This is a genomic window from Kitasatospora sp. NPDC022856 (assembly GCF_055561235.1).
Window position 1 is genome coordinate 1 of record NZ_JBVHHE010000087.1, and the last position, 12882, is coordinate 12882.

The 12882-nt window shown below is 72.4% G+C and carries 13 protein-coding genes and 1 pseudogene; 6 read left to right on the top strand and 8 right to left on the bottom strand.

Translation table 11 applies throughout. The features are described from left to right. The first annotated feature begins 241 nt into the window (after positions 1 to 241). Entirely contained in the window at positions 242 to 679 is a 438-nt protein-coding gene (locus ACZ34W_RS37890) for an Hsp20/alpha crystallin family protein (protein ID WP_329491750.1), read from the top strand. Between the two features lie 483 nt (positions 680 to 1162). Continuing rightward, positions 1163 to 1561: pseudogene (locus ACZ34W_RS37895) on the top strand (DUF2267 domain-containing protein); the annotation flags it as partial. 376 nt (positions 1562 to 1937) lie between these two features. On the opposite strand, the gene ACZ34W_RS37900 reads toward ACZ34W_RS37895, so the two are convergent. Beyond that, on the bottom strand, positions 1938 to 2333 hold the full coding sequence (locus tag ACZ34W_RS37900) for a hypothetical protein (protein WP_465610954.1): 396 nt from the start codon (positions 2331 to 2333) through the stop codon (positions 1938 to 1940). Positions 2334 to 2524: 191 nt separating this feature from the next. On the opposite strand from ACZ34W_RS37900, the gene ACZ34W_RS37905 reads away from it, so the two are divergent. Together ACZ34W_RS37905 and ACZ34W_RS37910 are read left to right on the top strand one after the other, a co-directional pair. Beyond that, positions 2525 to 2716 carry a hypothetical protein gene (locus ACZ34W_RS37905; protein WP_465610956.1) on the top strand — a complete coding sequence of 64 codons (192 nt, stop codon included), beginning with the start codon at positions 2525 to 2527 and terminating at the stop codon, positions 2714 to 2716. A 126-nt stretch (positions 2717 to 2842) separates the two neighbouring features. Then, complete coding sequence (locus tag ACZ34W_RS37910) at positions 2843 to 3043, top strand: hypothetical protein (RefSeq protein WP_359809621.1); 201 nt, start codon at positions 2843 to 2845, stop codon at positions 3041 to 3043. Positions 3044 to 3660: 617 nt separating this feature from the next. Here the strand turns inward: ACZ34W_RS37910 and ACZ34W_RS37915 are convergent. The 7 genes from ACZ34W_RS37915 to ACZ34W_RS37945 all read right to left on the bottom strand — a co-directional run bounded on the left by ACZ34W_RS37915 (position 3661) and on the right by ACZ34W_RS37945 (position 11015). Continuing rightward, entirely contained in the window at positions 3661 to 3903 is a 243-nt protein-coding gene (locus ACZ34W_RS37915) for a hypothetical protein (RefSeq protein ID WP_465610958.1), read from the bottom strand. Positions 3904 to 4492: 589 nt separating this feature from the next. Beyond that, positions 4493 to 4783: a UBP-type zinc finger domain-containing protein gene (locus ACZ34W_RS37920; RefSeq protein ID WP_465610970.1), complete on the bottom strand. Its 291-nt coding sequence runs from the start codon at positions 4781 to 4783 to the stop codon at positions 4493 to 4495. A gap of 492 nt (positions 4784 to 5275) precedes the next feature. Continuing rightward, positions 5276 to 6205: an ABC transporter substrate-binding protein gene (locus tag ACZ34W_RS37925; protein WP_465610960.1), complete on the bottom strand. Its 930-nt coding sequence runs from the start codon at positions 6203 to 6205 to the stop codon at positions 5276 to 5278. Positions 6206 to 6381: 176 nt separating this feature from the next. Further along, the gene (locus ACZ34W_RS37930; RefSeq protein ID WP_465610961.1) at positions 6382 to 6555 is read right to left on the bottom strand and encodes a hypothetical protein; all 174 of its coding nucleotides are present in this window, start codon (positions 6553 to 6555) and stop codon (positions 6382 to 6384) included. Between the two features lie 212 nt (positions 6556 to 6767). Further along, positions 6768 to 9044: a catalase gene (locus ACZ34W_RS37935; protein ID WP_465610963.1), complete on the bottom strand. Its 2277-nt coding sequence runs from the start codon at positions 9042 to 9044 to the stop codon at positions 6768 to 6770. Positions 9045 to 9379: 335 nt separating this feature from the next. Next, positions 9380 to 10405 (bottom strand): molybdopterin oxidoreductase family protein, encoded by a 1026-nt coding sequence (locus tag ACZ34W_RS37940; RefSeq protein ID WP_465610965.1) that lies wholly within the window; start codon positions 10403 to 10405, stop codon positions 9380 to 9382. Positions 10406 to 10691: 286 nt separating this feature from the next. Then, positions 10692 to 11015 (bottom strand): plasmid stabilization protein, encoded by a 324-nt coding sequence (locus ACZ34W_RS37945; RefSeq protein WP_329491736.1) that lies wholly within the window; start codon positions 11013 to 11015, stop codon positions 10692 to 10694. 299 nt (positions 11016 to 11314) lie between these two features. Between ACZ34W_RS37945 and ACZ34W_RS37950 the strand changes: the two genes are divergently transcribed. Both ACZ34W_RS37950 and ACZ34W_RS37955 read left to right on the top strand, forming a co-directional pair. Then, the gene (locus tag ACZ34W_RS37950) at positions 11315 to 11875 is read left to right on the top strand and encodes a hemerythrin domain-containing protein (protein ID WP_329491735.1); all 561 of its coding nucleotides are present in this window, start codon (positions 11315 to 11317) and stop codon (positions 11873 to 11875) included. A gap of 225 nt (positions 11876 to 12100) precedes the next feature. Beyond that, the gene (locus tag ACZ34W_RS37955; protein ID WP_465610968.1) at positions 12101 to 12610 is read left to right on the top strand and encodes a hypothetical protein; all 510 of its coding nucleotides are present in this window, start codon (positions 12101 to 12103) and stop codon (positions 12608 to 12610) included. Positions 12611 to 12882: the final 272 nt, after the last annotated feature.

Consider the following 12882-nt stretch of genomic DNA (forward strand, 5'->3'; position numbering starts at 1 on the left):
ACGCCGACCGACACCACCCAAAAGGTGGGGAACCAAGCCCAGCAGGTTTGGCCCACCGCCCAGTACCACCTGGGGAGATTCAACCAGCGCCATCAGCGGCCCGCACCGGGCGCGACCGCTCTCTCCTGGCGTCACTCTTTCGGAGACATCAGCCATTGTCATCGGATGGATGACATGCTACAACGGTGTCAGGTGAAGCGCATTGGCACTTGGTTGCCTGGACCACTGGAGGTGTTTCGCGATGTTGATGCGCACCGACCCCTTCCGCGAGCTGGACCGTCTGACCCAGCAGCTCGTCACCCAGAGCGGGACCTGGAGCAGGCCCGCCCCGATGCCGCTGGACGCCTACCGGGCCGACGACGAGTACGTGATCGCGTTCGACCTTCCCGGGGTGGACCCGGCGGCGATCGACATCGACGTGGAGCGGAACATGCTGACCGTCAAGGCGGAGCGGCGCCCCCGCCCGGAGGTCGAGGGCGCGCGCATGGAGCTCTCGGAGCGGCCGCTGGGCGTGTTCTCCCGCCAGGTGATGCTCTCCGACACCCTCGACCCGGAGGGCATCAGCGCCGACTACGACGCGGGCGTGCTGACCCTGCGCATCCCGGTCGCGGAGAAGGCCAAGCCCCGCAAGATCTCCGTCACCGCCCAGGGTCCGGCCCCCAGGCAGATCCGCGCCTGACCTCCTGAGCCTGCGCCCTGCACCCCCGGGCCGCGCAGGGCGGCACCCCTCCGGCGCCCGCCCGGGGCGTCAGCGGGGAAGGCTCGACCGGTGCCGAGGAAGCAACGCCGCCGCCGGCGCTGCGGGCACCCCCTCGTGGTGACGGCCAGCGGTGACGTCGAACCTCGCGAGCGCCGCACCCCTTCGACGCAGGCTCCTCACCGTCGTGCAGGGCCGGCCCCGGGTCGTCGCCGACGTGTCCCGAGTGACGTTCAGGAACTGCTCGGGGCTCGCCGCCCACGTCGCCGCCCGCAACCGTGCCGACACCACCGGCCACCACCGGCGCTACGCGGCCGCAGTACCCGGTCACCCGGATCCTGCGGCCCACCGGCCTGGGACGGCGCCTGACCGGCGGACCCCGACCTCACCGCCGCCGGGCCGCGAACGGCAGCAACCCGCGCCCAGGCCCAACCGCCCACCCACGCATCCGGAGAGGCAACCACGATGACTCTTCGACCCGAGGCGTTCCTGGCCCAGGTCCGAGAACGCGGCGAGTACCCCACACCCCGCGAGGCCGATCAGGCCGCCCGCGTGGTCCTGGCCCTGCTCGGTGCCCACGTCGCCGGCCGCGACCGGGCCGAGCTGGCGGCCCGGCTCCCGGAGACCTTCGCCCTGGTCCTCCTCAACCCCCTGCAGGCCGCCCAGCCCCTGGACGCGGAACGGTTCGTACGGGCCACCGCCGCCTGGATCCCCGGCGCGAGCGAGGCGACCGCCGCCTGGGACGTCAGCGCCGTCCTCAGCGTCGTCGCCGACGCCGCGGGCGACGACCTCACCCACCGCCTCCTGCTCCAACTCCCCCCGGGTTACGACCTCCTCTTCGGCCGCCCCGACCCCGCAGCAGGGCCACCCCGGCCACGACCCGGCACACCCGCCCCGACCGCGACCGCATCCTCGGCCGCCCCCAGAACAGCCCAAGGGCCGAACGCGCCCTGACCACGGCCAGGGTGTCCTCGGCGCACGACTCGTCGGCGAGGAGCGGTGCGACCTCGCCGACGCCCTCCCCGTCGAGGCCTGCACCGCGACGACCGGCGGGCTCCCCCTCCCCCGGCCGCTGGTGGCCCTTGTCGTCGTCAGCGCTCCTGTTCGGCAACGCGCAGCCGGCCACCGCGGCCTGACACCCCGCACCATCACCGCGCCGCGCCGCGCCGACCATCCAGCACCGGCCATGGCCGTGCCCCGGGCTCGCCGGCCCGGGGCACGGCCATGGCCGACCCTGGTGTCACTGGTCGGAGTAGCTGAGGTCTCCCACCGTCCAACTGCTGATGTCGGCGATGGCGATGCGGTACATGCCGCCGGTGTGCGGCAGCCCGTAGCTGCCCTGCAGGATGCGGGCGACGTGCAGGTGCAGATGCGTCGGCCGCACCGCCGGCACCGCCGCGCCTTCGCCGGCCGCGTCACCAGCGCCGGCCACGGGCGCCGCGAAGAGTGCGGCGAATGGCTTGAGGTGCTCCGAGCCGGCGAGGACTTCCGCCACTCGCTCGTTCCACAGGCTCTGCGGCGCGAGCCGGCCGGTGATGACCGCCCCGGGCACGACGACGGTCAGGGGCATTTGGTTGCTGTGCTCGGACTCCACCATCGCGGCGATGTCGACGAGCAGCCCATCAGGGTTCGACATGCCACCAGAGGATAGTGCCCGCCGCAGCGCGGCCGCGCGGGCACCCCCGGCCCGTCGTCCGCCGGCACCTCCACCGGGCGCGCCGGGTGCAGGGAGATTCCACTGCCTGTGATCGAAGCGTGGAAAAATGTGGTGCAGCCAGGGCAGATATCGGCGGCCTGGCGCCTCCGCCGGACTACGGAGGGAGAAGCATGATCCTCAACTTGTCGGCCGTCGTGTTCTTCGGCGCGGTCCTCGCCGTGCTGATCCGTCAGCGCCGCGCGACCCCGGCCGCGGCGTGCGTCGCCGTCGCCTTCGGGCTCCTGCTCGCCTCCAGCTCGGCCGCGCCCGCCGTTCACGGCGCCCTGGCCGCCGCGCTCACCGCACTCGCGCCCGCCGGCTGAACAAGCCGCTCAACCCGGTACCCCGCAGCTCCGGGCCGCCGTGCGGCCGGTAGCCTCCCGCCCTGTCCGAGATGTCCCAGGCCCCCGAGAGGGCCTACGCCCTGAGGGGCGCGAAGGAGGGTGGAAATGCAGCAGCCCGCACCGACCGTGGACGGTTCCGTCCTGAGCGGAATCGTGGAGGCGGTCCGCGACGGCGACGACCGGGTCCTGCGCCGACTGCTGGCGCGCCTGGCCGAGCAGGCGACCGCCGCCGACCTCTACGCCCTGCGAGACGCCCTCGACCCGAGCTCCGACGACCCCGCCCCCGGCCGGACGCGGCCGCAATAAGATCCGACATCCAGACACGGAAACCTGTGCCGGTGAGAGTAGACATTGCACGGCAGCCTGTGTAGTGTTCCTGGCGTTGGGAGAGCAGGACAGCAGAACGGGCAGACACGAACTGCCCGGGCAGTACCGCAGTTCGCAGTACCAGCAGTACAAGCGGTGATGCAGGAGGCGTGCAGGTCGTCAGTACGCGGGACCCGGTCATGACAGAAGGGGTTCGCGGCGGAAGGCGGGTGACCTGCCAGGCGTCACGGGCCCGGTCGTGCGTGGGGCCCGCGGCGGTGGCGGTCGCGCACGCGCAGGACGCAACATCCAGCAGTTCGCAGTACCGGCAGTACCGGCAGTACGCACGATGTGCACCAGAGGAGAAGGGAAGGGTTCACCCCGTCGGATCGCCCGCCACGGCACGCTCGGCGCCAGGCGGTCACCGCAGTAGCCCTCGTCATGGAACGTCATGGAAGAGGTGGTCTTCGGTCACGCATACGCGATCCCCGCGCACTGCCCCTCCCCCGGGCAACGCGGACACCGCAAGCCGGCCCGACAGCCGGCAGCAGTAGTGCAGTAGATGGAGCAGTGAATCCACACGTCCCTGGGCCCCGGCGCGCACAGCGCCGGGGCCCTCAACCCATTTCCGAGAAGGCAAATGGCTGGTCGAACAGGCCGCCCTCGCCACCGACCGGAACACGGCGGACCACAGGAGCGCCGAGGCCGAGCTCGACGACGACTACCCGACCCCCACGATGGGCTACGCCGCGGAAATCCCGGTTACCACGCCGGGCTTCCTGAGCAGCCTCGACGACGTCGAACTCACCGTCGTTGTCGATCTTCTTCGACCCCAGCGTCTCACCGGTCTCGTCGGCCACCGTTCGCCCGGTGGTGTCCCTTGCCAGCGTCGATGCCGGCCCACGCCTGGCCCCGTCGTTCGCTCACTTCGGTCCTCCTCAGCCGGCAGAGCATCCGCCGACCCGAGGAACACCCCGCTGTCAGCTCCGTAATCAGCGACCAAGAGCCGGGCGTTCACTCCTCCCGAGCCACCGAGGCCGAGGCGACCTGAGCCACACGCGGCTCTCCCAGGCCGGACCACAACGTACGGAGACGACCAGGGCGGAGGCAGAAGACAGCGGGCGGCCCATGGGGCTACATCTGCGCAGGGCGGGCGTCGCCCAGTGCGGGGGCTGCCTCGTGGCCCGCTGACACAGAAGGCGGGCCCGTAGCTGCGAGGTGCGTCGGCCGTGCCGAAGGCGCGACGGTGGTGGGGACGAGCCATCGCCGACGGTGCGTCGATGACGACTCGTCCGGGCGGTGAGAGGTCTCCTGGGAGGACCACGGCCACCGCCCGGGCTCAGGCCGGGCGAACGGCACCCACCACCAGCACGGTCAGTGATGGCCGGCGAACGGCGGGCGAACGGGCGATCCCCGGCCCCGTCGCCGGCCGCCGCTTCTGTCCCCCGCTCAGGCGGGGCGCAGGAAGACTTCGTCCGTGTAGCACCAGGCCCAGTCCTCGCCGGGCTCCAGCGAACGGGCGATGTGGTGTCCGGGGTTGACGCGGGCGTGCCGGAAGGCGTGCTGTTTGGGCGAGCTGTCGCAGCAGCCGACGTGTCCGCAGCTCAGGCAGGCTCGCAGGTGGACCCAGGTGCTGCCGCCCCGCAGGCAGTCCTCGCAGCCTGGGGTCGGATTCGCGGGCACCTCCCGGAGCGCGTCCAAGTGGCCGCAGCGCGGTTGGACGACAAGGCCCGGGTCCAGCGCGACGCGCCATTCATGCCGATCGTTCACAGCGCCCAGGGTACGAGGCCGGCCGCGGCGGCGCGGCCCGAAGCGTCTCGGCATCGGACCGTGCGTCTCCCGGAGGAAGCGGCCGGGCGTTCGGCCGCGGCGGCACACGGGCAGGCGCCGGGAACTCCGTAGTGCCGGTGTGCCGGTGGGCGGGCGGGTATCGGGGGGTCTGGGGTCGTGACTAACTTCGACGGGACGCTCTCGCTCTGGTCCGTGGCGGCCATGGGCAGGAGGGGTCGGCGGCCAGGGGTGAGCGCTATGATGACCAGCCACAGGCCGAGGGCGGCGGCCACTGCCGCGCCGGTGATGACCCACGAACGACTCGACTCCCGGCTCGATCTCGTGGGCGTGGACAACCCGGTCGCGCCATCGCACGACGAGGCCCTGGTCATCGGGATCCGCCTGCGTCACGTCGGCCCACGGCACGTGTTGTCTGATGCTCAACCTGACAATGCCCCCGGGTCACAGCCCGCCGTTGATCGCCGCCGCCTGGGCGGCACCCGCGCTCACGTTCCACTTCGCGAGGATCTTGTCGTACTCTCCGCTGCGGATCAGCTGGTCCAGCCCCTTCGCCACGGCGTCGCGCAGGGCCGTGGCGCTCTTGTTCACCGCGATCCCGTACGGGCTGGACTGCGACTGCGCGCCCGTCACCTCGAAGCGGTTCCCGCCGTCGGTGGTCCTGGCCGCGTACGCCGCCACAGGGAAGTCGTTGAAATCGGCCACCGCCCTGCCGGCCGCCACCTCGGCGAGGGCCTGGCTGTCATTGTCGAAGCGGTGTACCTCAAGCGGCTTGCCCTGCCGTCCACAGGCAGCGACCTGACGGCCGATGATCTCGTCCTGGGTGCTGCCACGCTGCACCGCGACCGTGCGGCCGCAGATGTCGTCCAGCGTCCGGATCCCCTTCGGGTTGCCCTTCTGCACGATGATCGCGGTTCCGGCGATGAAGTAGTCCACGAAGTCCACGCCCGGCTGACCGGTGGGCCTGCCGTCCTCGCCGAGCGCGTCACGGCGCTGGGCCGTGTCGCTGATCGCCGACATCGCCACGTCGAACTGCCCGCTGTTGAGGCCCGTTATCAGCTTGTCGAACGTCGTGTCAACGATCTCGATCCGCAGACCGAGGACCTTCCCCAGCGCGTTGGCCAGATCCGGGTCCAGGCCGTCCGGGTCGCCGTCCGCGCCGCGGAAATCCACCGGCGCGTAGTTCAGGTCGGAGCCGACCCGCAGCACCCCGGCGGCGCGCTGCGCCTTGGGGACGGCCGCCTTGATCGCGTCTGCAGCGCTCTTCGGGGCGTCCGAGCCGCCGCAGGCGGTGAGCAGCAGGGCCGAGGCGGTGGTGAGGGCCGCGGCCGGCAGGGCCCGGCGGCAGGGAGGCAGGCAGGAGAGATGGCGCAAGGTGGCGCTCCTCTGTGGGGTGAGGTGGTGCGACCGGCATCCGTGAAGGAACGGAATCCTCGCATCCGGCCCTGGTGTGATGGGCGGCAGGTGTGTCACGATCTGCTATCGGGTCGAACCGTGTCCCGGAGTTCAACCTTGCGCTCCCTCCAGCCCCAGCCTCTAAGCCACTAACCTCACCCAGGGGCAGGCCCGCGCCGGAGTTTCCCGGCCCAGGGCGGTACGGCGAGGCCCGGGAAGCTGGTGACGGTGCCGTAGACGCCGAACAGCAGCGCGAGGATCAGGCGCAGGTCGAAGATCCCGGCCTTCACGGTTGCCGGCCCGGCCGCCCCCGTCGTCGGATCCGTCATGTCCTCGCTCCTCTCGCCAGAAGATCACGTCGAGTTTCGGGGGACGCACCGGTGCCAACCTCTTCGGCGCTCGTCCGCCTCCCTGTTCGCGGAACGGACGCGGTCGCCCCTCGTGGCGGGGCGCGGGAACGGCGCCCCCGAAGTCCACAGGCCGCGGTCGACCGGAGTGATCGCTCCGGCCGACCGCGCCGGGGGCCACGTGCGGGGCTGGCTCAGTGGGCGGAGGCCGGGAAGCGTTCCCAGACCCGGTGCGTTTCGAGTTGCTCCGCCAGGGCCGAGACCGCCTGCCCGGCGTCGGTCTCGCTGAACACGCCCGGCGCCTGCGGGTCGATGCCCGCCGCCGCCCACAGGGCGCGCGCGTCCGCGAGGCCGGCGATCGGCTTGGCGTGCCGGTAGGCCTCGTTGACCAGCAGGACGATGCGGGAGTCGATCGCCGGCTGCCCGCCCGCCACGGCGCCGGACTTGGCGTCACGTGCCCCGCGGTCGTCGGCGCCGGGCGGGGGTGCGTCCGCGACCAGGAGCGCGTCGAACTCGACGGACCGGGCGGCGCCGAAGGTCCGCTGCACGGGGAGGTCGTCGGCCAGCGGCGCTCCGGTCGGGGCGATGACCAGCGGCAGCAGTCCCGCGGCGAACGTGTCGTCCCTGAGCCGCCGCACCACGCCGGGGTCACTGCCGGCGCCGGTGACGATCCCGAGCACGCGGCCGGTCGCCGGCCAGCGCCGACCCAGCTGGGACAGGGCCGGGCTGGGGGCGATCTCGTCGTGGGCCGTACCGGCGGTCGGCGGCACGGGCAGGCCGAGGCCGGCGGCCACCTCCCGGCAGAGCTGCTCGTCGATCCGTGCCAGGACGGTCAGGGCCCGTTCCTTGATCGCCTGCTCGTACACCTTCGACAGTTCGAAGGTGTAGGCCGCGATCACGTGCTCGCGCTCCACCGGGCTCAGGCTGAGCCAGAACAGCCGGGGCTGGCTGAAGTGGTCGGCGAACGACGCGGGCGCCTCACGCACCTTGGCCGCGGCGGCGATCGGGGTCGGGTACTCGACGAACGCGTGCTCGCCCGCGCCGGCGAAGAACGGGCAGCCGCCGTCGAGCGAGTTCGGCTTGTACGGTGCGACGCCGCTGTGCACCGCGTCCTGGTGGAAGCCATCGCGCAGCATGTCGTTGACCGGGGCGTGGGTGCGGTTGACCGGGATCTGCGCGAAGTTCGGTCCGCCGAGGCGGGTGATCTGCGTGTCGAGGTAGGAGAAGAGGCGGCCGGCGAGCAGCGCATCGTCGGTGAGGTCGATGCCGGGCACCAGGTGCCCGGGGTGGAAGGCGACCTGCTCGGTCTCGGCGAAGAAGTTCGTCGGGTTCGCGTTGAGGGTGAGCAGCCCGATCGCCTGCACCGGGGCGAGTTCCTCCGGGACGATCTTGGTGGGGTCGAGCAGGTCGATGCCGGCGAACGTCTGCTCGGGGGTGTCGGGGAAGGTCTGGATGCCGAGCTCCCACTGCGGGTGGTTGCCGGACTCGATGGCGTCGGCGAGGTCGCGGCGGTGGAAGTCCGGGTCCATGCCGCCGATCAGCTGGGCCTCCTCCCAGACCAGGGAGTGCACGCCGGCCATGGGCTTCCAGTGGAACTTCACCAGGGTGCTGGCGCCCTCGGCGTTGACGAGGCGGAAGGTGTGGACTCCGAAGCCCTCCATCGTCCGGTAGGAGCGCGGGATGCCGCGGTCGGACATGTTCCAGATGGTGTGGTGGGTGGCCTCGGTGTGCAGCGAGACGAAGTCCCAGAACGTGTCGTGGGCGCTCTGTGCCTGCGGGATCTCCCGGTCCGGGTGCGGCTTGGCGGCGTGCACCACGTCCGGGAACTTGATCGCGTCCTGGATGAAGAAGACGGGGATGTTGTTGCCGACCAGGTCGAAGACACCCTGGCCGGTGTAGAACTTGGTCGCGAAGCCGCGGGTGTCGCGCACGGTGTCCGCCGACCCGCGCGAGCCCAGCACGGTGGAGAACCGTACGAACACCGGCGTCTCCACGCCTTCCGCCAGGAACGCGGCCCTGGTGACCGCGGCCGCTGTCCCGTAGCCCCGGAAGGTGCCGTGGGCTGCGGCGCCGCGGGCGTGCACCACCCGCTCGGGGATCCGCTCGTGGTCGAAGTGCATGATCTTCTCGCGCAGGTGATGGTCCTGCAGCAGCACCGGGCCGCGCGGCCCGGCCTTCAGCGAATGGTCGCCGTCCGGCAGTCGCACCCCCTGGGCGGTCGTCAGGTACCCGCCGTTCTGCGACAGGGCGTCTGCCGGCAGGCCGGTGTCGCGGCCGGTGGGCGACACCGGCAGGGGTCCCTGCTGGTCCCGCTTCGCGGGCAGCGGAGCCCTCGGTTCGAGCGGCTCCGCCAGCTGAGGCGGTGTGCTGCCCGGCGCTCCGGGCACACCGCCCGGCGGCCGGCCGTCCTCGCGCACGGCCTCGGCTACGGCGTCGACGATCCTCTTCACGGGCCCCGGCTTGTCGTCCATCATGTCCTCCGGCATCGGGTCGGGTCAGGTCCGGCACCCGCGGGCACGATCGCCGGACCGGCGCCACGCCCACGAGTGCTGTACGAACGACTATCCCGATCGGCGGCGACCCGCCCGGCACGACACACCCGCTCCCCCGAGGAACGGCCACCCCGCCGCCTCCTCTGTCGCTCCTCCTCACGCCGGTCAGCGGTCTCCCGGGGGGTAGCGGGCTGTGCGGCCGGCGCTCGTTTCCTCCCGTCGACCTCGTCCTGGTGGTGCGCCGGGCTCTCGGCCTTCCGGTAGGCGCCCGTCACCCTGACTTCCCGGATCCCGGGGGCGTTCGGGGAGCATGGTCAGCGGTGGTGTTCGGAGCGGGCCAGGCGGGCGGTGGCCGTCTTGAAGACCGGCTGCTTCGACGAGGGGTCGAGGCGGGTGGCGATGAGCTCGTTCGCGGCGCGGTCGCGGCGCGGCGGACTGTCGGCGTGGTCGGGGCCGTGGTCCCAGTAGCCGTAGTGGAACGGCAGGAAGAGCAGCCCCTCGCGGATCCCGGTGATCCGGACCCGGGCGGTGACGGAGCCACGGGCGGTGGTCAGGACGGCCCTGTCCCCGTCGGTGAGGCCGTGTCGGCAGGCGTCGGCCCGGGAGCATTCGACCCATACCTCGGGTGCGGCGCGCTGGAGTTCGGGAACACGGCCGGTCTCGGTGCGGGTGTGGAAGTGGTAGATGGTGCGGCCGGTGGTCAGCCACAGCGGGTAGGCGTCGTCGAGCGGTCCCGGGGGCGGCTCGTAGTCGGCAGCCCGGAGGAGTGCTTTGCCGTGCGGGTTCAGGGCCTGGTACTCGGCCTCGGTCGCAGGCTCGCCGGTGTCGAGGTCGCGGCCGTAGGTCTCACAGGTCTCCGAATGGGCCCAGAAGCGGCCCTCGGCGTAGAGCCTCGGCGTGCCGAAGGGGAGAGCGGGTGTCGCGGGCCACTGGGTGCCGCCGTGTTCGCGCAGCAGTTGGTAGCTGAGCCCGGTGTAGTCGCAGGGGCGGCCCTTGCTGCACTGCTGCCATGCGGCGAACGCCGACGGGGCGTCCGGCCAGGTGATCAGTGGACGGCCGGTGCGGGTGCGCAGGTCCATGCGGTGGGTGAAGCCGAGGAAGATGTCGAGGTCGGACCTGGCGAGGCCAGGTGGGTCGACGGCCTTCTCCGAGAGGTGGACGGTGCGGTCGGCGTTGGTGAAGGTGCCGGTCTCCTCGCCCCAGGTCGCGGCCGGCAGGACCACGTCGGCGAACTCGCCGGTCTCGGTGGGGAAGATGTCCTGCACGACGACGAACAGGTCCGGCCGGGCGAGGATCCGGCGGATCCTGGCGAGGTCGGGCAGGGACACCGCCGCGGACACCGACGATCCTCCCGTCACGGACCGCGATGTCCATGGCGTCGCCGTTGGAGTGCAGAAGCGACGCGGAAGGCACCCAGCGCTGCACGTCGGCCTCGCTGAGCCCGGGGGCCAGGTGGAGGTCGACCCGGGCGGGCCACGGCGTGCCGGGTGCGTACGGAGTGCGGGGCCCCCAGGGATCGGCGGTCCGGTCCACGGTCGTGCTCCTTCCATCGCCGACCCCGGCGGTCGGGAGGCAACTTCTGCGCGGTGGCGCCGGGGGCCCTCAGGGGGCGCGGGCGGCGGTCGGTCAGTGGCCTAGAGCGCTGGCGAGTTCCTTCTTGGTCATCGTCGAGCGGCCGTGGATGTTGCGCTGCTTGGCCTCGTTGTACAGCTGTTCCTTCGTCGGCCCCTGGGAGCCGGAGTGCGAACGTTGGCCGCCGCGCCGGGAGGAGGAGGTGTCGTGGGTGGAGGAGCGACTGGCCGTCTTCGACTCGCCGTGCCGGGCCCGTTCCTTGTTCACGGTCCGGGCCGCGATCTCCTCGGCCCGCTTCTTGCTCTCCCCGCGGTCCAGGGCACTGTCCTTGATGTGCTCGTACTGGCGTTCACGCTTCTTGCTCGATCCGGCAGGCATGACTCCTCCTTCTGACGGTGGTCCGCGGCGGCGTCTACCCCGAACGTAAGGGCCGACTCGCGGGCCCGCCCGTGCCCGTCCCGGCGGTGCGCCGTGCCGCGCTGCCCCCGCGCCGGGCCCGGCCACGTGCCGGGGCCCGTCTCCGGCCTCGCGGGCCGGGACCGGGGACCTGCCGCGGTCGGCCTCCGTTCGGGTGAGGTGACGTCGCCGTCGCCCACCGCACGCGCCCGCCGGGGAACGACTGCCCGGTGGCCGGGACCAGCCCGGCTCGGACGGAACGAACGAGAGGCAGGCGTTTCATGGGACACGGCGGAAACGTGATCGACGAACTGATGGCCGACCACCGGGAGGTGGAGGAGATGTTCGCCCGGATCCAGGCGATGACGGGCGGCGGCCAGCAGCTGCGGGACGTGGTCGACGAGGTCACCATCGAGCTGGTGCGGCACTCCGTCGCCGAGGAGCAGTACCTCTACCCGGCGGTGCGCGAGCACGTCCAGGGCGGCGACCGGCTCGCGGACAAGGAGATCGCCGACCACGGCCGGGTCGAGGAACTCCTCAAGAAGCTGGAGAACACGAAGACGGACGACCCGCAGATGAGCCCCCTGCTCCGGCGGCTCATGGACGAGGTCGCGGCACACGTCCAGGACGAGGAGCACAACCTCTTCCCCATGCTGCGCCAAGCGTGTACGCCGGAGCAGCTGAACGACCTCGGTGACAAGATCCGCCGGGCCAAGTCCATGGCGCCGACCCGCCCCCACCCCGCCGCACCCGACAGCCCCGCGGCCAGCAAGCTGCTCGCTCCCGGTGTCGGCCTGGTCGACCGGGCCCGCGACTTCGTCACCGGCCGCGGCAAGTCCTGATCCACCCCCGCGACCGGCCGACGGTCCTGGCGTCGGGGCGGGGCCGTCGCACGGCCCCGCCCCGCCCCGACGCCGGGACCGGGCCGGCGTGATGCCCGTCACGCCGCCCCCTCAAGGAAGCGGCCTACACTGGGCGGCCACGAGCGGGGCAGCGCGGCTCCGCACCGGACGGCTCGCACCACCGGCACCGGACCAGGCGAGCACCTCCCCGAGGGACCGATCCCCGTGCCCGACCTGTCACCCCTCATAGCCTCCTGCACCCGCTGGCTCCTGAACGCCTACCCTCCCCCGGCCGGCGCCTTCAGCCGCGCGCTCGCCGAGAGCCAGGCCCGGCAGGCGACCGCCCTGGCAGCCGCCCTGTGCTACCCCACCCCGATGGACGTCCAGCTCCTGGACCTGCTCGGCCCCGGCGGCGCCGACCGGCTCGACCGGCTCGCCGGCCACGATCCCCGTCCGGACGACGCCGCGTGGCGGACCTGGGTGGACGAGACCGTGGTCAGCTGGGCCGCCTGCTTCCTCGCCGACCCCGCCCTCGCCTCGCACGCCCACCAGACCCTCGCCACGACCGAGCACCACACCGGGGCGGGAGCCCTGCGACGCCTCACCGAGCCCGGCATCCGCGACACCGAGGCCGCCGTCCTGCTGCGCCACCCCGACCTCCTGGAGCCCGTCGCCGCCCTGCACCGGAGCCGGCTCGGGGAGCGGCTGAACGTCGAGGGCGCCCCGACGGCGTGATGCCGCCGGCCGGCCGAGCGTCCGACATCGGGGCCACCTGGAGCTGGTAGACCGATGGAAACCGCTGGAGGCCACTGGCGCTGACCACCGCCGGGGCGCGCCGGTGGGACACGGGCGCGAACCTACGGCGGTCGCGGGCCGCGGGCGCCTCCCCGCGTCAGGCCTGCCGGCTGGCCGGGGCGTGTAAGCGATCTTGTGTAAGTCCTTTGTGGTTATCGGATGCTGAGCCGGTCCTCGAAGAATAGTGAGAACTGGTTCAGCGCCTCCTTCCA

What these genes read in the sequence shown, in the direction of transcription:
- ACZ34W_RS37890 (WP_329491750.1), top strand. Translation starts at nt 242, where the DNA reads ATGTTGATGCGCACCGACCCCTTCCGCGAGCTGGACCGTCTGACCCAG.
- ACZ34W_RS37900 (WP_465610954.1), bottom strand. Translation starts at nt 2,333, where the DNA reads ATGTCGAACCCTGATGGGCTGCTCGTCGACATCGCCGCGATGGTGGAG.
- ACZ34W_RS37905 (WP_465610956.1), top strand. Translation starts at nt 2,525, where the DNA reads ATGATCCTCAACTTGTCGGCCGTCGTGTTCTTCGGCGCGGTCCTCGCC.
- ACZ34W_RS37910 (WP_359809621.1), top strand. Translation starts at nt 2,843, where the DNA reads ATGCAGCAGCCCGCACCGACCGTGGACGGTTCCGTCCTGAGCGGAATC.
- ACZ34W_RS37930 (WP_465610961.1), bottom strand. Translation starts at nt 6,555, where the DNA reads ATGACGGATCCGACGACGGGGGCGGCCGGGCCGGCAACCGTGAAGGCC.
- ACZ34W_RS37935 (WP_465610963.1), bottom strand. Translation starts at nt 9,044, where the DNA reads ATGGACGACAAGCCGGGGCCCGTGAAGAGGATCGTCGACGCCGTAGCC.
- ACZ34W_RS37945 (WP_329491736.1), bottom strand. Translation starts at nt 11,015, where the DNA reads ATGCCTGCCGGATCGAGCAAGAAGCGTGAACGCCAGTACGAGCACATC.
- ACZ34W_RS37950 (WP_329491735.1), top strand. Translation starts at nt 11,315, where the DNA reads ATGGGACACGGCGGAAACGTGATCGACGAACTGATGGCCGACCACCGG.